Source organism: Sulfurovum sp. AR (assembly GCF_000296775.1).
GTDB lineage: Bacteria > Campylobacterota > Campylobacteria > Campylobacterales > Sulfurovaceae > Sulfurovum > Sulfurovum xiamenensis.
Window position 1 is genome coordinate 379,729 of the sequence record NZ_AJLE01000006.1, and the last position, 19,632, is coordinate 399,360.

Consider the following 19,632-nt stretch of genomic DNA (forward strand, 5'->3'; position numbering starts at 1 on the left):
CATTACATAGTTTAGACCATCAATGTAGTTTTCACCATTGAAGTGATCTTTATGTTCAGCTGTGAATGGCATATCCCAAGTAATACAACCTTCAGTTGGACATGCTTCTGCACATGCTGGAGAATCGAAGTGATCTACACACTCAACACATTTGTCAGGGTACACATAGTAGTACTCCTCACCCGTTGGATTATCATCCTCGTCTACAATTGCTTCTACTGGACATTCGTCAATACAAGCTGCACAGTTTATACATGTATCACCAATAATTACTGCCATATTTATTCCTTTTTATATAAGATAGCAAACTATAGCTAAAGATTTTTAAAAAAACATTAAACATATTAGATAATTTATTAAAATATATCAAAAATATTCAATTTATGACACGATACTAAACACTAAATATTTAAATATTTTTTGATATCTTCTACCCTATCTGTTTTCTCCCAGCTAAAACCTTCTTCTTCTCTTCCGAAGTGACCATACGCTGCTGTTCTGCGGTATATAGGTCTAAGTAGATCCAACGCATCCATAATACCTTTAGGGGTAAGATCGAAAAGTGATTCTACACACGCTGTGATCTTTGATTCATCCACTGTTGCGGTCCCATGTGTATCTACATAGATAGACACCGGTTTAGCCACACCGATTGCATACGCTATTTGCAGTGTGGCTTTATCACATACACCTGCAGCTACAAGGTTTTTCGCTACATATCTTGCCGCATAGGCAGCTGAACGATCCACTTTTGTAGGGTCTTTACCAGAGAAAGCACCCCCACCATGAGGGCAAGAACCCCCATAGGTATCTACAATGATCTTTCTACCTGTAAGTCCGGCATCCCCTTGAGGACCACCGATCACAAAACGTCCCGTAGGGTTGATGTGATAGGTAATATCATCAGAGATCAACTCTGCGGGTATAACGGCTTTGATCACTTCTTCAAGTACCGCTTTTTGTACCTGTTCAAGCGTCACTTCCGGATGATGCTGTGTAGATACAACGATCGTATCTATCGCAACAGGTTTGCCATCTACATACTTCACCGAAACCTGCGCTTTTCCATCTGGACGCAAAAACGGGACAGTACCATTTTTACGGACCTCAGCCAGTTTAGCTGTGATCTTATGTGCCAGTGAGATAGGCAAAGGCATAAGCTCCTTAGTCTCATTACAAGCATATCCGAACATCAGTCCCTGATCCCCCGCACCGATCTCACCTGAAGCTTGATCCACACCTTGATTAATATCCGGGCTCTGTTCTCCTATGCCATTAAGTACTCCCGCAGACCTATAGTCAAAACCATAACTTGCATCTGTGTACCCTATCTCTCTTACAACCTCTCTTGCAATCTCTTGCATCGGTGCATACGCTGTTGTTTTTAGTTCTCCTGCAATAACACAAAAACCATTACTCAATAACGTCTCACAAGCCACTCTCGCCTGTGGATCTTTTTCGATGATATAATCAAGTATAGCATCTGAGATCTGATCAGCCATTTTATCCGGATGACCCTCGGTTACCGATTCACTTGTAAAAATGTATTCGTTAGCCATTTTTTTCCTTTATTTAGTTTCTCATTGAAGTATGGCAAAGCCATGCTTCAATTTCCCAGAGAATATACCCTTTGGAGTACCTTTCACTGAAGTTTCACCATTTGGTTCAGAGAATTTTGAAATATTTGTTCACTGTCACTGAACTTGATACAATACCTCAAAAGGTACTGTATCAAATACAGTTCCGATGCAGAAGAAACCTCTTCTACACGATTCTTTCTGCCAATTGTTCCGGCAATATCCCCAAGGACTCTTCTACCAACTTAGTATTACCATGTGTAATAAATGCATCAAGATACTCGAATGTTGTCAAGGCTACATCTTGTACCTTGTGTTGGCTTAAAAGTTCCAAGATCGCTGAACCTACACCACCCTGTGCTGCAGAATCAGAAAACACAAACCATTTTTTGTACTGAGTACTCAATCGTAAAAGCATCTCCTCATCCAACGGCTTTACAAAACGAAGATCCAATATAGCAGGGTTTACTTCAACCAATTCAGCCACCTTTTGAGCACGTCCGACACCATTACCATACCCGATAAAGAGTATCACTTCACCCTCTTTTAGCAACACAGACTTTCCTAACTCATAGGCTGGACTCTCTGTGTCTTCTGCCAAAAATGCCCCTCTAGGGTATCTAAAAGCACAAGGATGGTCATACTCTTTGGCAAATCTCATACAATGTTTCATCGTTGTTTCATTGTAGGGTGCCAGCAGTGTCATATTGGGTATGCCTCTTAAATAAGAAATATCAAAAGCACCCTGATGTGTCTCTCCATCTTCTCCTACAATACCTGCTCTGTCCAGCGCAAAAGCGACACCTATATCCATCAGTGCTATATCGTGGATGACCTGGTCATATCCACGTTGTAAAAATGTGGAATAGATCGTACAAAATGGTTTAAACCCTTCTTTTGCCAATGGACCCATAGAAGTCACAGCATGTTGCTCTGCTATCGCAACGTCCCAAAAACGTTCAGGGTATTTTTTAATGGCCGCACTTAAACCTGTACCACTTGGCATCGCAGCTGTCACACCTACCACTTTGTCATCTTCATCTGCAAGTTCTACCAAGGTGTCTGCAAAAATAGCAGTTGCTGCCTTAGCCGCCCCTGCTTTTTTAGGTGCTTCACCTGTTTTAAGATCAAAAGCACTGACCCCGTGCCAATGCTCTTTTGTACCCTCGGCTATCTCATACCCTTTTCCTTTGGTGGTCTGTGCATGGATAAGCACCGGTTTACCCAGTGCTTTAGCTACTTCCATCGTCTCTATAAGAGATTCAATGTCATGTCCGTCTACGGGTCCAATGTATTCAATACCCATCTCTTCAAATATAATACCCGGCGTGATAAGCTTAAAAGACTCTTCAAACCTCTTTGCCATATAGGTCGCACCCTCAGGCAGATGATCAAGGACCTTTTCTACCCTGCCTTTGAATTTCTGGTAAAATGAACCGGCCATTGTTTGAGAAAGCAGTTTACTGATAGCACCGATTGGTTTGGCGATACTCATTTCATTGTCATTCAGAATGATCACTACAGGGTATTTCCTGTCACCCAGTTCGTTCAGGGCCTCATACACCATCCCTGCACTCATACTTCCATCACCAATGAAGGCAACAGGTATTCTATCCTCACCTTTCAGTGCTATGGCCTTGGCTGCACCTACTGCCAGTGAAATAGAGGTCGAACTATGCCCTGCCACATAATAATCATACTTGGACTCTTTAGGTTTGGTGTATCCGCAAATACCGCCAAACTGCCGTAAAGAATCAAACCTGTCCCATCTGTCTGTCAAGAGCTTATGCGCATATGCCTGATGGCTGACATCAAAGATAAAAGGGTCCTTCTCTACATCAAACACTTTATGCATAGCCACGATCAGATCTGTTGCACCCATAGTAGAACTCAAGTGTCCCCCATTTTTACTTACCGTATCCAATATCTTTTGTCTGATATCTTCTGCTAAAGTATTGAGTTCATCTATCGAGTGTGCTTTTATATCTATCATCTTTTTATTTCCCTAGTAAATAGGCATTGAGCAATTTTTTTGTGAAAACGATCTGTGTATCATCATACACCAAACCTAATTCATCTGCTAAATGTTTCAGTTCTTTTTTTGTTATTTTGTTCATCATACTGTGCTGGACTCTATATTGGATAAAATCATCTAAAATAAAAGGTTTCACCTCTACATCATCTGCTTTCACTACCTCCACTTTTTTCAAGCTATCACTTCTAAAAAATGTTTAAAGAACACATCATTTTGTTTGGCTGTTCCTATCGTGATCCTCATGGCATTCAATCCATAAGAAGCAAGATTACGGATGATGACACCACGTTTAAGCAGAGCATCTGCTATCTTTGTAGCATCCATGGTTTCATCAAACATATAGGTGATAAAGTTCGTATAACTCTCTATATACTCAAATCCCTGCTCCTCTGCAAACGCCTCATACCGCTTGATCTGCTCCTGATGCAAAGCTATGGACTCTTCCACAAAACTGTTATCCTTGCATGCTTCTATAGCTACGGCCAAAGAGAGTGTAGAGATGTTGAATGGTGGTCTCATTTTATGGAGTTCTTTGATGAGTTCAGCCTGTGCGATACCGTATCCTACACGCATACCGCCCAAACCATGAGCTTTTGAAAATGTACCCAGATAGATGACATTCTCATACTTCAGCAGGTCATTTGGCGTAATTGCATATTGTGGATCTTTGGCTGCAGCATACTCCATATAAGCACCATCTACAACGACCAACGTATCCGAATCTACTGAATCAATGATCTTCAGAACCTCTTCTTTACTTGTTGCATCACCTGTAGGATTGTTCGGTGTACAGAGGTAAATGATCTTTGGTCTATGCATACGGTAGGCTTCCATGAACTCATCATACTTATGCGTATAGCTTGCCGTCCGAAGGATCTTTGCACCCATCTGTTTTGCATAGATCTCATACATGGCAAAGGTCACTGCAGACATTAGTACAGAAGCATTTTCATCCAAGAGTGCACGGGAAATAAACTCTATCACCTGGTCAGAACCTGCACCGATAATGATATTGTCATCCTGAACATTAAATTTGGCGCTCAATGCGGCTTTAAGTTCGAACATACTGTCATCCGGGTAAAGGTGTGCAATATCAGCATTGGACCTGATCACTTTTGAAATAGCCGGGTTTGTACCTATCGGATTTTCATTTGATGCAAGTTTCACCACATCTTTAGCAGCAATACCAAATTCACGTACCACAAGCTCTATCGGTTTACCCGCTTCATACGTTTGTATATTCTCTAATACTTTGTTAAATTTCATACTGATTTTTCTCCCTCACTGCTTATTTCTTCTTTTAAATATCGTCTATTTCTTTGACATAAGAACCTAATATTTTGATCTCACCTTTATGCTTTTCCAAAATAGGTTTGATATGTGTATCATTTTGGTGTCCATGAAACTCTATAAAAAAGATCGACTCCCCCTCTACGATATGCGATTTGATCTTTGTCAAATTCACATGTGCTTCTTCAAAATCATTGAGAAAATTCACTAAAGATCCCGGTTTATTGGAAAGTCTTACCAATAAAGAGGTTTTATCATTTCCTGATGATGCATTTTCGAAGTCAGAGATAATGAAAAATCGTGTTCTATTGTTCGTATCATCTTCTACGTTATTGAAACGTATCGGTAGGTTATTCAACTTTGCTGCCACTGCAGGACAGAGTGCTGCTGCGGTTTCATCTTTCAAGGCAAGTTTTGCTGCTTTGACGGTAGATTCCACAGGAATATGTTCTATTTCATCCAGTCCCAGGTCCTGTAAAAACTTACGGCACTGTCCAAAAGCGATATCTTTAGAATAGATCTTTGTGATCTTTGTAATATCATCACTGACGGTAGCGAAGGCCATATGTACATCCAGACACACTTCAGCGATAATTTTTAGGTCATACTCATCCAGACAGTTGATCGTATCACTTACAATTCCGTTAGAAGAGTTTTCTATCGGAATCACACCAAATTTGGCTGTGCCTTTTTTTACTTCACGAAAAACGCCTGGTATAGAGCTGATAGGCAAGTATGCACTCATGGCTCCAAACTTGCTTTCAGCTGCCTGATGCGTAAAACTGGCTTCTGGACCTAAATATGCTACACCTTCAGGAAGCTCAAGATTTCTGGCTACAGCAAACATCTCCAAAAAGAGTGCATCGATCGCAGCATCTGTCAGTTTACCTTTATTTTGACTTTTCAGACGATTCAGAATGGCTTGTTCACGTTCAGGACGGTAGATAGGAGCCCCTGTAGTATTTTTCACTTCGCCTACTTGATGCACCAACTCCATACGTTCATTATAAAGTTTTAGCAATGCATCATCGATATTGTCTATCTTATCTCTCAGCTCATCTAAAGTCATATCCTCATCCTGCCTTTTTGCTTTACTTTTCCAAATACTCAAGCTCTAAACGTACCTGATCTTCATACGTTTCACGCTGACGTATGAGTCTGTCTTTTCCACCTTGCAGTGCTACTTCTGCAGCTTTTGCACGTGTATTATAGTTACTTGCCATCGTAAAGCCATAGGCACCAGCAGAGTGAACCACGATAAGGTCATTATGTTCCAGCGGTGGAAGAGGTACATTTTTACCGAAGAAATCTCCACTCTCACATACCGGTCCTACCACATCGGCAGGTGTCTTTTCCCCCTCTTTGAGTACCGCTTCAATCTTATGATAGGCATTATAGAGGCTTGGACGTATAAGGTCATTCATCGCACCATCAACAATGACAAAACGTTTCCCGTCATTGACTTTTTCATAAAGTACCTTGGTAAAGAATGCTCCTGCATTGGCTACCATGTAACGCCCTGGTTCACAAAGTAGTGTCACATCAAGTCCTTTGGTCGCCTCAAATATCGCCTGTGTATACACCTCAGCAGGGATCGTGACTTCATCATCATAGACTACACCGATACCCCCGCCCACATCAAAGAACTTAATATCGATCTTGATCGCCTTGAGTGAACGTACCAGGTCTGCTACGATCATACATGACTCACGTATAGGTTCGATCTTTGTAAGCTGCGAGCCAATGTGGAAATGTATCCCCACAGGATTTAAAAACTCAGACTTATTGGCATAGATATACATACGTTTTGCCATATCTATCTCTACACCGAATTTGTTCTCATGCAACCCTGTTGAAATATACGGGTGTGTCTGCGGGTCGATATTAGGATTGACACGGATAGAGATACGGGCTTCTTTACCCAGCTCTTTAGCCACCATCTCTACACGTTTCATCTCCGCTTCACTCTCTAGGTTGAGAAGTAAAATATCCTGTTCCAGTGCTTCACGTATCTCATCATCACGTTTCCCCACACCGGAGAAAATGATCTTGTATTTATCCACACCTGCGGTCAGGGCACGTTTGACCTCACCGATACTCACACAGTCAGCACCGGCACCAAGCTTTGCCAAATGTGCAATCACAGAGAGATTTGAATTTGCTTTTACTGCATAATTGATAAGTGATTTTTTACCTGCAAACGCATCTTTCAGTGTGGTATATCGATTTTCAATATAATCAAAATCATACATATACAAAGGCGTACCATATTTGTCTGCCAATGCTTTATAATCAATATTCATTTATACTATCCTATATGCTCAATACCTTGAGTCTATTTTAGGGTGATTTTATCTAAAAGTTGATTAAAAGGTACATTTAACGTACTGCCGGGGATTAGACAAGGCTTCTTTCATTTGTAAAATAGATATACATAGCATAGGCCCATAACATCATTACAGGCAATATCGCTGTCAATTCAGGTAGTAAGACACCGTTTGCACCCATTTGACTCAAACCAAACAATATCCCCCAAATTCCAAATGTTACCCCCAAAGAGAGTGCTATCACTCCACCCATATTCATCATTCTGGCATGAAACGGAAGTTTGAAAAATAAAATGAGTAACAGGGCCAGTGAAAAAAGTGGTACGATCACTTTATCGTACAATGATGCTCGGATCTTATCCGAACTTAGATTTTGTTTATATAACAACTCCCAAGTCATAAAGGCATCCCGTATATTCAATGCTTTCCCCTCATACAGTGACTCTATAATCTTAGGTTTATAGCCCTCTAATGTTTCTATACGCTCTTTATGTTCTACGGTATATCTTTTCAATTCGCCGTTTTCATAGATATGTGTTTTCAGCGTCGCATCATGTGCCGTCCATATTGCACCATCAAATGTTGCTAAAGGTGCATTGATCGTATACTGTACCTGATACCCTTCGACTTTAAAGATCGTAATATCTTCTATCTTTTTTTCTATAGGATCAAGTTTGGTGATATAGACGAAGGTATCGTTGTATTTGAAAAAAAGGTCATTCACATCATAGGTACCCAATCTGTTTTCTAAAAGGAATTCTGCTTTGTCTTTTGCATAAGAAAACTCTGTCGTATGTAAGATTAAAAAAATCATATAGGTCAAAGAGCTTACTGTGAACAATGGTAAAAAAAGTCTTTTTTTATCATATCCAAAGGCATGAAACGCACCCATAGTATTATTTTTAACCAGTGAGAGCTTCGTCATAATCAGTGCGAAAACGATGGCCAAAGGGTAAAGTAATCCCAATGCTTCCTGCCACATGTAAAAAATATAGAGAATTTTATAGTTTGAAGCAACATCAAGTTTCTGTAGATGTTGAAAATAATCAATCGCAGCAAAAGCAAAAGAGAGTCCAAACATTATCGACAATAGATTTTTACTATAGAGTTTGGCTAAATATCCAAAGTGTAATGAAGGATTCAACAGACTCATACACTTAAGCCTTCTATAGACTTCAAACTGTACTTTGACTTCACTTCATTGAGTTCCTCTTGAGATAACACTTTACAAGCTTTTGCAACATGTGTTATCAAACGCTCTAACATGAGATTTTCTTCTTGGGAAAAGTCATTCAGTACATAATCTGCCACCTGTGACTTGTGTTCGGGCTTACCCACACCTACCCTCACACGCAAATACTCTTTTGTAATATGTGCATCAAGTGATCTGAGTCCATTATGCCCACCATGGCCTCCACCTCTTTTAAAACGTACCGCACCAAAAGGGAGATCAATATCATCATGGATCACAATAATATCTTCAAGTTCCACTTTGAAAAAATGTTTGACAGGCTCTACAGAGCTTCCTGAAAGATTCATAAATGTGGTAGGTTTTAAAAAAAGTGAATTGGCCGCGCGATAAAGCTTGCCCTGAAAAGAATTTTTGGAAATATCTCTGGCATGAAAGTCATTGACAAGCTTGTCAATGACTTTAAAACCTATATTATGTCGTGTGTTTTCGTATTGTGATCCTGGATTACCTAGACCTACGAAAAGTATCACAACTGTGCTTTCATGCTACGATTATTTAGCTTTGATCACACCACAGATAGCAACATCTGGTCTGTCCATCATTTTACAGTTTGCTGGTACTTCAACATCTCTGATAAGGATAGAGTCATCTCTGTTCAATGGTGTAACATCAAGATCAAATTTCGCTGGCATATCTTCGATTGTACCTCTTACTTTTAATCTTCTTTTAGACATAACAAGTACACCTTTGTTCTTAAGTCCAACTGGTGTTCCGTGAGTCACAACCGGTACAAGGAAGTTTGTCACTTGACCTGGTACTGCTACTCTTAAGTCTACGTGAGTCACATCGCCATTTACTGGGTGTAGTTGATACTCTTGAATAAATACATTGATCTCTTTATCGCCAACTTTCACTGGGAATGCAAGTGTCTCTTTATTTCTTACAGTTCTTGCAAATTCACCACGTTTAAATGCAGCGTTGATATTTTCAACACCATTTGCATAAATGTTCGCGATTAGATAACCATCTCTTTTAAGCTGCTTTGCATTACGCTTACCGATACTCTCTCTAACGATACCTTCTAACATATTTGTCCTTTGATACATGTGTATAATTTTTTACCCCATCAATTGCTTCATAGAGTAAAATAGACGCGAATTATACCCAATTTGTATTAAACTATGCTTCATCCTCTTTAAATCCAAAGACATCCACCTCTTTTTCATGAGCATGTTCATCCACGATCGCACCTTTTCCGACACCCTGCATTTTAAGTTTCATATCTGATGGATTTGTTGCATATTCAAGTGCAATCTCTTCTGTGATCTCACCTCTACGGAAAATATCCAAAAGTGCCTGGTCAAAGGTCTGTGTACCGTAGATCTCTTTCCCTTCAAAAAGAGCATCAGGGATCTCTGCATCTCGGTTCTCCGCTATGAGTTGCTCGATCCTAGCTGTTTTTTTAAGGACTTCAATCCCCGCAACCCTTCCTCCACGCTTTGTAGGAATAAGTCTTTGTGAAATCACACCCTCAAGTACCGAAGCCAAAGACATACGGATGCGGTTCTGTTCTTCATTCCCGAACATACCGACAATTCTATCTATCGTCTCTTTTGCATCCAGTGTGTGCAGCGTTGAAAAAACAAGGTGTCCGGTGTTGGCTGCATGCAGTGCGATATCGATCGTCTCCAAATCCCTCATCTCCCCGACAAGTATAATATCCGGGTCTTCCCTCAGTGCAGCTCTCAGTGCATCGGAAAAGGAGTGCGCATCCGGACCAATACCTCTTTGGTTGATCAAGCATCCTCTGTCTTTGTGTACGAACTCTATCGGGTCTTCAACCGTGATGATATGTTTTTTTGATTCTCTGTTGATCTTGTCCAAGATCGCTGCCAAAGTCGTTGACTTACCAGAACCTGTCACACCGGTTACAAGTACAAGACCTCTTTGTATCTCTGCAAATGTTTTGATCACCGGTGGTAAATTCAGTTCATCCAGTGTCAATATCTTCACCGGAATAATACGGAAAACCGCGCTCAAACCATCCATTTGATAAAAGAAGTTCACACGAAATCTATTTTCATCTCCCATTACATAAGAAAAATCCAGGTTTCTATCTGTTTGTAGTTTCTCATATTGATCTACAGTCGTGATCTCTTGAGCCAACTTATCCATCATCTCTGCACTAAGTTCATCTTTGCCCAATACTTTGAGTACACCATGTACACGTACTCTGACTTGTGAACCTGACTTAAGGTGAAGGTCACTCCCATTATGACTGATCATTGTTCTAAGATAGAGCTTGAGTTTTTCTTCCATGCTGGTCCCTTTAGCCTGTGATTTATTTTAAAGTGTCAAGCATCTCTTGGAATGCTTTTTCAAATGCTTCAAGTCCCTCTTTTAAGAGTTGACTATATACTTTATCCATATCAAACCCGTTATCAGCCAGTTTTGTGAAATAGCCCTTGATCTCACTCTCTTCCAAAGGGAATTGAGGTGCCGGTGCTTTTTTGGCTATGAAGGCTTCTATTGTTGCAAGAGGTGCTGTATTGACAGAGTGTGGTGCAAGCAATTCTCTCATATAGTAATCTGCCGGGAGGTCATCACCTTTCACACCTGTACTGGCAAAAAGTGTACGTACACTAGGCGTATGGTTTGCTTCAATAAGATTATAGATCTTTGCAGCATTGTAAATACCTGTTTTTGAAACATCGATCCCCTCTTTTTCCAAATCAGCATCCAGCAATCTGTCAAAACGGCTTACAAAAACAGAGATCACGGCTTCTGCTCTCAATCCGCCATCTTTTTCAAAACAATCCAAGCCTTTTTTCATCGCCTTCAAAGCTTTTTTGGTCTGTTTTGGGGAGAAGATAAGTGTGGCATTCACAGAGATACCTGTACTTAGAAGTTGGGTCATAGCATCATATCCTGCTTCTGTGGCAGGTACTTTTACCATCACATTAGGCTCACCGATAGCCTCAAAGAGTCTTTTACCTTCGGCAACCGTCCCTTCTGTATCGTTTGAAAGGAAAGGGTCGACCTCTATAGAGATATACCCATCATTTCCTTCATCATACTGAGGTCTTAATGCCTGTGCAGCAGTACGGATATCTTCTATCGCCAGTGCTTCATACTTCTCTTTTGGGCTTTTTCCTGTAAGAGAAGCCAACTGCTCTTTATAGGCAGGAGAAGTGGTAATCGCCGAAGCAAAAATAGACGGATTACTCGTAGCACCATTAATGATACCTTTTTCAATCAATGCAGAAAAATCATTTTTAAGGAAATCTCTTTCTACAAAATCTAACCATAAAGAGAATCCTATATCTCTATTTACCATCTTTGTACTCCCAGATAAAATGCTGCCATGAACCAAAATCTGTAGGTTTTTTAAGCGTCTCTTCCAGTGCATCAAGAAAGATATCTCTCTCAACCACCTCAGCCCCCAAGCCCATCATATGATCTGTTTTCATTTGACAATCTATAAAATCATAGCCTCTACTGCCTAAAACATCACTTAGTGCTTTAAATGCCACCTTGGAGGCATCAGGAACCAAAGAGAACATTGACTCACCAAAAAATGCTTTCCCCAGAGCAATGCCGTAAAGTCCACCTACCAGTTTTCCCTCTTTATAGACTTCCACACTATGTGCAAAACCCTCTTCATGCAGGCGTATATAGGCTTCTTCTATCTCACTGACAATCCAAGTGCTTTCTTGCCCTTCTCTATAGACTGTTGCACATTGTTTGATGACTTCCGAAAATCTTTTGTCAAAAGTGACCGTGAATTTTCCAGATCGCAACACCCTTCTAAATGATTTACGTACCTTAAAATTTTCAGGATAAAGAAGAAGACGTGGGTTGGGTGACCACCAGAGTATCGGATCCCCTTGACTGTACCAGGGGAATATCCCTTTTTTGTATGCTGCTATCAATCGATCAGAAGAGAGATCTCCTCCGTAGGCAAGAAGACCTTCATCAGAAGCTAAACGTGGATCGGGAAATGCAGTAGAATCCTTACTCAACGGAGGGATCAAATAGTCATCTTCCTCAAACACAGACGCCAACTATTTATCCCTTCCTCTTGGTAAGTCTATTTAACTTATTTACTATCAAATGAAAAATCTAATTTCTCATTCTTGTAGGTTACTTTAACTGAACCACCTTTTTTAAGTTTCCCAAAAAGGATCTCATCGGTGAGTGCTTCTTTGACCTTGGCATCTATCACACGTGCTATGTGTCTAGCACCATAACGTTCATCGTACCCCTCTTTGGCCAAATACTCTTTGGCTTTTTTACCTAAGGTCACTTTGACATCTTTAGGTTTAAGTAGCAGGTTGAGTTTATCTAACTCTTTCTCGACGATAGTGACAAGGGCATCCAATCCTAATGGATTGAACTCTATGGTAGCACTCAGACGGTTTCTAAATTCAGGAGAGAAAAACGCTGCCAGTGCTTTGTCTGTTTTGATCGACGTATCTTTATTGAATCCCATAACATTGGCTTCTTTAGTACCGATGTTCGAGGTCATAATGAGTATCACATTTTTAAAATCAGAGACCACACCATTGTTATCTGTCAACTTCGCACCATCCATCACCTGAAGTAGAATATTCATGATATCAGGGTGTGCTTTTTCAATCTCATCAAGCAATAAAACCGTATGCGGGTGTTTTTTGATCATCTCGGTCAACAATCCTCCCTGCTCATACCCTACATATCCTGGAGGTGCACCAACCAAACGGCTGATACTATGTGCCTCCATGTATTCACTCATATCCAATCTCTCAAAATGTACATGCATCGTTTTTGCAAGCTGTGTTGCAAGTTCTGTCTTACCGACTCCTGTAGGACCTACGAACAGAAAGCTTCCTATAGGTCTATTGGGTGCATTAAGTCCTGCATAGGAACGTTTGATCGCTGTTGTCAATGCAGTGATCGCTTCATCTTGTCCGATGATATGAGAAGCCAAATCTTTCTGAAGTGATTTAAGTTTCTTCGTATCATCCGTGCCTATCACCGTTGAAGGAAGTTTCATGATCTTCGCGACACTCTCCTCAATATCTTTAGGTTTGACTGTGACACCTTCTTCTCCTCTAAGCATAAAGTGCGCACCCACCTCATCGATGATATCCATCGCTTTGTCAGGCAGGAACCTGTCATGCAGATACTTTACAGAAAGGTCGATAGCTGATTGTAGTGCCTCATCCGTGAATGTGATCTTATGGTAATCCTCATATTTATGTTTGATACCCTGCAAGATCGTCATTGTATCTTCAAGACTTGGCTCTTCCACATCCACTTTTGCAAACCTACGACTGAGTGCCTTGTCTTTGTCAAAAAAGTTTCTAAACTCTGCATAGGTCGTTGCACCAATACACTTCAGGTCACCACGTGCAAGTGCAGGTTTCAGTAAATTGGATGCATCCATGCTTCCGCCGCTTGTTGCACCTGCTCCTACCATCGTATGGATCTCATCGATAAATAAAATGGCATCTTTCTCTACAGTAAGTTCCTTGATGATACCTTTGAGACGTTTTTCAAAATCACCTCTGTATTTCGTACCTGCAACCAAAGAACCCATATCTAGAGCAAACACTTTTGAGTTTTTAAGAATCTCCGGCACATCTCCTTCAGAGATCTTCAGCGCCAAACCTTCAGCAATAGCCGTTTTACCTACGCCTGGTTCACCCACAAGCAGAGGGTTGTTCTTCTTACGTCTACAGAGCGTTTGCATCACACGTTCTATCTCGTCTACGCGACCTACCACCGGGTCTATTTTGCCTGTTTTGGCCAATGCTACAAGCTCTACGGTAAACTGTTCTAAAAGAGTCTCTCCCTCTTTCTTCTCTCCTGTACCATCTTTGACTTTATCATAACGATGTGAGATCACCTCAAGGATATCTACACGGGCTATACCCTCTTTTTTCATCAGGTACACCGCATAGGAGTGTTCCTGCATGAAGATCGCTGCTATCATATCACCTATACTGGCCTCTGTCCTACCTGCACTGTGGATATGTGTCATCATATCATTGATAGCACGTGAGAGCGCTACAGTCTCAAATGGTTCTACCGCTTCTTTCAGCGAAGGGATGGTCTTTGCAATATGCTCGGTGATACCTGTCTCCAATCTCTTAAGATCTGCATCAAGTATAGAGAGTATCTCTTGACCCGCTGGACTTTTTACTATCGACAAGAATACATGCTCTACGGTTAAATATTCATGTCTGTTCTCTTTAGCATATCCTACCGCTGCCTTAAATACATCATTCAATGCAATACTAATCATATTAACTATCCTCTTCAATGGTTGCGAGTAATGGAAACTCATTTTCTTTGGCCTTTTGCTTGACCTGCTGTGCTTTAGTTTGTGCTATCTCAAAGCTGTATACACCACATATAGCTTTATCTTTTTCATGTATCTGCAACATGATCTGTTCTGCTTGTGTATGTGTCTTATGGAAGATCCCCATCAGGACTTCCACAACAAAATCCATACTCGTATAATCATCATTGTGCAGTAACACTTTGAACATTTGTGGTTCGTGTAACTCTAAATCTAGCTCTAACTCTTCTTCAAACTTTGGCATCTTATGTTAAAATCCTCATAAATTATTCTATACTATTATACAAAAAAAATGGAGAAATGCAAGTGCAATCACTTTTCATCACCGCCACAGGCACGAATATTGGCAAAACACATACCACCGTCAAACTCATTGAAGCGTTTGCTGATAAAGGGTTTTGTGTGGGTGTATTTAAACCTATTGAAACAGGTGTAGATACCTTTCCCCATGATGCCAGTTTACTCTTAAAAGTTTGCCAAAAGGTAAACAAGAATTTCAAAGATCTTATGCCCGAAGATATTACAGCCTACACTTTCCCTCTTCCCGCAGCACCATTTTGTGCGGATACAGAACAGATCATCGATCTAAACAGGATCATGGAGAAGTATCATGAACTAAGCCAGCTTTGTGACATACTTTTAGTAGAAGGTGCCGGTGGTCTTATGGTACCTGTGACAAAAGAGTACATGATGATAAACCTGGCTAAAGAGCTTAATGCAAAAGTTCTTCTGGTGACCCCGAGCAAACTTGGATGCATCAATGATACACTGCTCTCTATGAGTGCGCTTCGATCTTATGATTTGGAGTTTGATTGGTGTGTGAATATTTTTGAAGACAAAGAGAGTTTTTCTGAAGTCACGCAACCTTTTTATGATGCAGTCTTCCCTGAATGGTGGAGTGTTGAAGAGGGTTTACAAAGATTTATTAGCACCTATTAGTTATAATTACAAAATTTCATCCACAAGGCTCACTATGCAACATTTGGTAGATACCACCACCCTATCTGACACACAAATACAACAACTGCTTCATGACGCCAAAACCTTTAAAAAACAACGTCCGCCTCAACTGCTTAACGACAAACTACTCATTACCCTTTTTTTTGAAGCATCGACACGTACACGCAGTTCTTTTGAAGTTGCAGCCAAAAGACTGGGTGCTGCTGTTGTACACCTTGATCCAGGTAAAAGTTCTACCAAAAAAGGAGAGTCACTCGAAGACACTTTTGCAAACCTTTGTGCAATGGAACCAGATGGGGTGATCATCCGTCACTCTGAAAATGATGCACCGGGGATCTTGGCTGATATGCAGATGACTTCTGTCATCAATGCCGGCGCAGGTAACTATGCACATCCCACTCAAGCACTCCTTGACCTCTTTACTATGGTTGAACATTTTAATGGTGATATTGAGGGTAAGACCATTGCTATTGTAGGGGACATCGTAAGTTCACGTGTGGCAAGTTCCGGTATCCGTCTGTTTACGCGTATGGGAATGAAAGTCATTTTGATTGCCCCCAAACCTTTTATGCCCAAGAGCGACCTGCATCAATATGAAACACTTGAAGATGTCATAGACAAAGTGGATGTCATTATGTCTCTTCGAGCGCAACTGGAACGTCATGCTTCTCCTATCTTTGATGATTATCAGGAATATGCACAACACTACTGTATCAACCACGATCGTTTAGGAGATAGAGATATCCTGGTACTTCATCCCGGTCCGGTCATGAGAAACATAGATATCTCTGATGCAATGCTCGAAGATGAACGATGTAAAGTACTTGAACAGGTTAAAAATGGTGTCTATATGCGTATGGCTATTTTGAAACTTCTTTTATTGGATTCGTAAGAGATACCTAATTTTTTATTTTCTAGATTTTGTATTTACTTTTTTAGAAAAAGTAAGCAAAAATCGTCATGGCTCTCGAATCGCTTCGCTTTCAAGGGCGTTCGCCATGACCTTATTTAATTATAGCGAGGGAGCTCTTTATGACATGGCTTAATAAAGACAATGGTTTTAATCACATTAACACTCTTGCTAAACAACGTACCCCTTTTCTTTTTATCATCTCATTTGACGGTGAGAAGATCTTTGCCAAACCCCTTGATGCATTGGATGATGATATCTTCTATAAACTGGAAGATTGGCGTAACTACCCTGTACAGAAACGTACCGAAACATTCACGTTCTCCAGATCTCCTGTGGATTTCATCACGTACAAAAAAGCCCTTGATACCGTACTCGAAGAGATACGTTCAGGCAACACCTATCTGCTTAACCTGACATTCAGAACACCTATAGAGAGCTCTTTCACCCTTAAGGAGATATTCACCTATGCCAGAGCTAAGTTTAAACTCTATTTTAAAGATGAATTTATCTGCTTTTCTCCGGAACGTTTTGTAGAGATAGAAGAGAATACCATAGCCACCTATCCTATGAAGGGAACCATAGATGCCCATCTGCCAAATGCAAAAGAAACCATTTTGTCCGATACCAAAGAGATGGCAGAACATGTGATGATCGTCGATCTTATGCGTAATGACCTGGGTATCATCGGTTCAGACGTCAAAGTAGAGAAGTTCCGATATGTCGAAAAGATCAAAGCAGGGGAAAAAGAACTCCTGCAGGTCAGTTCCAAGATCACAGCAGTGCTTCCTGATAACTGGAGAGATCACTTAGGTACGCTTCTCAGCCAGTTACTTCCCGCAGGTTCCATCTCAGGGACACCTAAAAAGAGTACGGTCAATATCATCAATCATGTAGAGAATTTTGAGAGAGGATTCTATACAGGTGTCTTTGGTGTTTTTGATGGGACATCCTTACGGTCTGGCGTAATGATACGTTTCATTGAAAAAGAAAATGACAAGCTTTTCTACAAAAGCGGTGGAGGGATCACTATAGATTCTGATGCCAAAAGTGAATATGACGAACTGATAGATAAGATCTATTTGCCCTTAGAGTAAAAGAAAATACAACTCTATGCTACTCACTTAAACGTTTCAACGTTGTTGCAATTTTTCCCAAAATTTTGTACACTGTTTTCTAAAATTGTTGAAAGGTGTATCATGTCTAAAGTTTTTTCAAACATTCTTTTCTCGCTTTTTTTACTGCTTCAAAATAGTGCCATAGCAGACGAAAATGAAACCAATGGTACCCAAACAGAGGTCATCCAAGAAAAGCAAAAAGTACAAGAGCCTAAAAAAGAACTTTCCGAAGCACAAAAAGAAGCTATCGCTGCAGAAGAGGCCGAGTTGCGTGAAGCAGGAATGGAACCTGAGCCTCTACCCGAATAAAATTAAGGACATCCCCTTGTGGGTCTGTGTATCCATACATAGTCCGGGTCATCCTCTACTTTGGAGAAATAGAGTTCTCCTGACTCTCTCCACGGATCTATGATGATCCCCTCTTTGATTTTTCCGCCTTTGTCTACCACCACCAGGGCATTATGTTCAAAAAAGTATTCTCCCACATTTGCACCTACTAAATGAAACTCAAAAGCAGGATAATGCTTCTTGGACAAATAGAGATACAAAGCATCACTCCAATGATAACAAAGTCCTTTTTCTCGTACACCCACAGTCACTAAAAAATTGTGAAACTGGGGAGGATAGGTCATTTTAAACTCCTCTGTCAATTGTCCTGTTTTATGAAAAATATCTTTGGAAAGCTGTATCGCTTCATTTTGGGGAATCGTGCTGTCCATTGACTGAAAAAGCAGTGCAAGTTCTCTGATCTTGGACTGCGGTACCGAAGGTGCATTAACCATACACCCTACCAACAGAAAAGAGAGGAGGATTAATTTAAAAGAGTATCTTTGCATAGTGATCAGGAAGATAGGAAATAATAGCTAAGATGAGCAGTACCATGGCACTACTATACCCCCAGATCCATTTCGGATCCTTCGAAAGTACAAAACCACCTATAAATCCTACGATCAGTCCTCCGATATGTGCACTCACATCTATGGAAGGGATAGAAAATCCTATCACAAGGTTGATCGCGATGATAATACTAAAGTCTTTCATAAATGCTTTGGTATGTGAAGCTATCTTTTCTCTATGTGCCAGAAAAAACCCTGCCAGTGCACCAAAAACACCAAAGATCGCACCAGATGCACCCACACCTACAGAGACGGGATGGATATAAAGAGAGACAAGTCCACCAATGATCCCAGAGAAGAAGTAAATACTTAGGTAGGACTTTGTATCAAAATACATCTCTGCACCACGGCCTACAAGATACAAAGAGAACATATTCATCAGAAGATGGGTCATACCGCCATGCAGGAACATGGCAGTCAACAGCCTCCACCACTCACCTTTAAGCACAGTCAATGGACCGAACAATGCACCCATATCTACAAGCACCTGCATATCCATATCACTCAGACTCTGGCTTAATAGTGCAGAGAAAAGATAGACTACGCTACTGGATGCCAGCAGTATATAGGTAAGTCTGTAACGTTGGATATCACCCTTCATAGATAGCATCTGCGAAGATCACGCCATCCACACCACCTCTGGCAATCTTGCTGATCTCTTTTTCACTATGAATGAGCACAAGAATACGGGTATCAAAAAGATACTCATTCGCTATAGGCTGGATCATCAATGCATCATCTTCTTCGCAGATGATATATTTTGCCCCTAAAGCATTCGCAAACAGTGCATCTTCCAAATTATTGGCTACGACTGCAAAAGGTACATTGTTTTCTTGACAATGTACAGCATAGGTATGAGAGTCAACTAAAGGTTCCAGTAAAATGATATCATCAGCCTGACTCTTCTCAATACCTTTGATAGAAAAAACTTTAAAAAAACGATTACTTTTTATCCATGGGTGTCCAATAATGATCATGTGT

At 40.6% G+C, this 19,632-nt stretch carries 21 protein-coding genes and 1 pseudogene; 4 read left to right on the forward strand and 18 right to left on the reverse strand.

Features of this window, described 5'->3' with window-relative positions:
- Nucleotides 1–71 precede the first annotated feature (71 nt).
- The 15 genes and pseudogenes from SULAR_RS11475 to SULAR_RS07040 all read right to left on the reverse strand — a co-directional run.
- Nucleotides 72–279, reverse strand: a pseudogene (locus SULAR_RS11475) (4Fe-4S dicluster domain-containing protein); the annotation flags it as partial.
- 122 nt (nt 280–401) lie between these two features.
- Nucleotides 402–1,559: a methionine adenosyltransferase gene (gene metK / locus SULAR_RS06975; protein WP_008244460.1), complete on the reverse strand. Its 1,158-nt coding sequence runs from the start codon at nt 1,557–1,559 to the stop codon at nt 402–404.
- A 205-nt stretch (nt 1,560–1,764) separates the two neighbouring features.
- Nucleotides 1,765–3,570, reverse strand: a complete 1,806-nt coding sequence (gene dxs, locus SULAR_RS06980; protein ID WP_008244461.1) for a 1-deoxy-D-xylulose-5-phosphate synthase — start codon at nt 3,568–3,570, stop codon at nt 1,765–1,767.
- A gap of 4 nt (nt 3,571–3,574) precedes the next feature.
- Nucleotides 3,575–3,787, reverse strand: a complete 213-nt coding sequence (locus SULAR_RS06985) for a hypothetical protein (protein WP_008244462.1) — start codon at nt 3,785–3,787, stop codon at nt 3,575–3,577.
- Nucleotides 3,784–4,878 carry a histidinol-phosphate transaminase gene (hisC, locus tag SULAR_RS06990; protein ID WP_008244465.1) on the reverse strand — a complete coding sequence of 365 codons (1,095 nt, stop codon included), beginning with the start codon at nt 4,876–4,878 and terminating at the stop codon, nt 3,784–3,786. The genes SULAR_RS06985 and hisC overlap by 4 nt, the downstream gene beginning before the upstream one ends.
- Nucleotides 4,879–4,912: 34 nt before the next feature.
- Nucleotides 4,913–5,971 carry a chorismate mutase gene (gene pheA, locus SULAR_RS06995; RefSeq protein ID WP_038000327.1) on the reverse strand — a complete coding sequence of 353 codons (1,059 nt, stop codon included), beginning with the start codon at nt 5,969–5,971 and terminating at the stop codon, nt 4,913–4,915.
- A 22-nt stretch (nt 5,972–5,993) separates the two neighbouring features.
- Entirely contained in the window at nt 5,994–7,205 is a 1,212-nt protein-coding gene (lysA, locus tag SULAR_RS07000) for a diaminopimelate decarboxylase (RefSeq protein ID WP_008244470.1), read from the reverse strand.
- A gap of 94 nt (nt 7,206–7,299) precedes the next feature.
- A complete protein-coding gene (locus SULAR_RS07005) occupies nt 7,300–8,382 on the reverse strand; it encodes an LptF/LptG family permease (protein ID WP_008244472.1) in 1,083 nt (360 codons plus the stop codon).
- On the reverse strand, nt 8,379–8,951 hold the full coding sequence (pth, locus tag SULAR_RS07010) for an aminoacyl-tRNA hydrolase (RefSeq protein ID WP_008244474.1): 573 nt from the start codon (nt 8,949–8,951) through the stop codon (nt 8,379–8,381). The genes SULAR_RS07005 and pth overlap by 4 nt, the downstream gene beginning before the upstream one ends.
- A 21-nt stretch (nt 8,952–8,972) precedes the next feature.
- A complete protein-coding gene (locus SULAR_RS07015; protein ID WP_008244476.1) occupies nt 8,973–9,509 on the reverse strand; it encodes a 50S ribosomal protein L25/general stress protein Ctc in 537 nt (178 codons plus the stop codon).
- 91 nt (nt 9,510–9,600) lie between these two features.
- Nucleotides 9,601–10,740 carry a type IV pilus twitching motility protein PilT gene (locus SULAR_RS07020; protein ID WP_008244477.1) on the reverse strand — a complete coding sequence of 380 codons (1,140 nt, stop codon included), beginning with the start codon at nt 10,738–10,740 and terminating at the stop codon, nt 9,601–9,603.
- Nucleotides 10,741–10,762: 22 nt separating this feature from the next.
- Nucleotides 10,763–11,758, reverse strand: coding sequence for a transaldolase (locus tag SULAR_RS07025; RefSeq protein ID WP_008244479.1), 996 nt, complete (start codon nt 11,756–11,758; stop codon nt 10,763–10,765).
- The gene (gene aat / locus SULAR_RS07030; RefSeq protein ID WP_008244481.1) at nt 11,748–12,485 is read right to left on the reverse strand and encodes a leucyl/phenylalanyl-tRNA--protein transferase; all 738 of its coding nucleotides are present in this window, start codon (nt 12,483–12,485) and stop codon (nt 11,748–11,750) included. The genes SULAR_RS07025 and aat overlap by 11 nt, the downstream gene beginning before the upstream one ends.
- A gap of 35 nt (nt 12,486–12,520) precedes the next feature.
- Nucleotides 12,521–14,710: an ATP-dependent Clp protease ATP-binding subunit ClpA gene (gene clpA, locus SULAR_RS07035; protein ID WP_008244483.1), complete on the reverse strand. Its 2,190-nt coding sequence runs from the start codon at nt 14,708–14,710 to the stop codon at nt 12,521–12,523.
- 1 nt (nt 14,711) lies between these two features.
- Nucleotides 14,712–15,011 (reverse strand): ATP-dependent Clp protease adaptor ClpS, encoded by a 300-nt coding sequence (locus SULAR_RS07040; RefSeq protein ID WP_008244485.1) that lies wholly within the window; start codon nt 15,009–15,011, stop codon nt 14,712–14,714.
- A 56-nt stretch (nt 15,012–15,067) separates the two neighbouring features.
- Here SULAR_RS07040 and bioD point away from each other — a divergent pair, with 56 nt between their 5' ends.
- The 4 genes from bioD to SULAR_RS10925 all read left to right on the forward strand — a co-directional run bounded on the left by bioD (nt 15,068) and on the right by SULAR_RS10925 (nt 18,064).
- The gene (gene bioD, locus SULAR_RS07045) at nt 15,068–15,706 is read left to right on the forward strand and encodes a dethiobiotin synthase (protein ID WP_008244487.1); all 639 of its coding nucleotides are present in this window, start codon (nt 15,068–15,070) and stop codon (nt 15,704–15,706) included.
- Between the two features lie 34 nt (nt 15,707–15,740).
- Nucleotides 15,741–16,619 (forward strand): aspartate carbamoyltransferase catalytic subunit, encoded by an 879-nt coding sequence (locus tag SULAR_RS07050; RefSeq protein ID WP_008244488.1) that lies wholly within the window; start codon nt 15,741–15,743, stop codon nt 16,617–16,619.
- A 140-nt stretch (nt 16,620–16,759) separates the two neighbouring features.
- On the forward strand, nt 16,760–17,734 hold the full coding sequence (locus SULAR_RS07055) for an aminodeoxychorismate synthase component I (protein WP_008244489.1): 975 nt from the start codon (nt 16,760–16,762) through the stop codon (nt 17,732–17,734).
- Nucleotides 17,735–17,836: 102 nt separating this feature from the next.
- Nucleotides 17,837–18,064, forward strand: a complete 228-nt coding sequence (locus tag SULAR_RS10925; protein WP_008244490.1) for a hypothetical protein — start codon at nt 17,837–17,839, stop codon at nt 18,062–18,064.
- A 2-nt stretch (nt 18,065–18,066) separates the two neighbouring features.
- Here SULAR_RS10925 and SULAR_RS07065 read toward each other — a convergent pair whose 3' ends face one another.
- Genes SULAR_RS07065 through SULAR_RS07075 form a run of 3 tightly spaced genes read right to left on the reverse strand, consistent with a single transcriptional unit; the run spans nt 18,067 to nt 19,628 of the window.
- Nucleotides 18,067–18,537 (reverse strand): hypothetical protein, encoded by a 471-nt coding sequence (locus SULAR_RS07065; protein WP_008244491.1) that lies wholly within the window; start codon nt 18,535–18,537, stop codon nt 18,067–18,069.
- Between the two features lie 34 nt (nt 18,538–18,571).
- Complete coding sequence (locus tag SULAR_RS07070; RefSeq protein ID WP_238536370.1) at nt 18,572–19,261, reverse strand: rhomboid family intramembrane serine protease; 690 nt, start codon at nt 19,259–19,261, stop codon at nt 18,572–18,574.
- Nucleotides 19,242–19,628, reverse strand: coding sequence for a hypothetical protein (locus SULAR_RS07075; RefSeq protein WP_008244493.1), 387 nt, complete (start codon nt 19,626–19,628; stop codon nt 19,242–19,244). The genes SULAR_RS07070 and SULAR_RS07075 overlap by 20 nt, the downstream gene beginning before the upstream one ends.
- Nucleotides 19,629–19,632 lie beyond the last annotated feature (4 nt).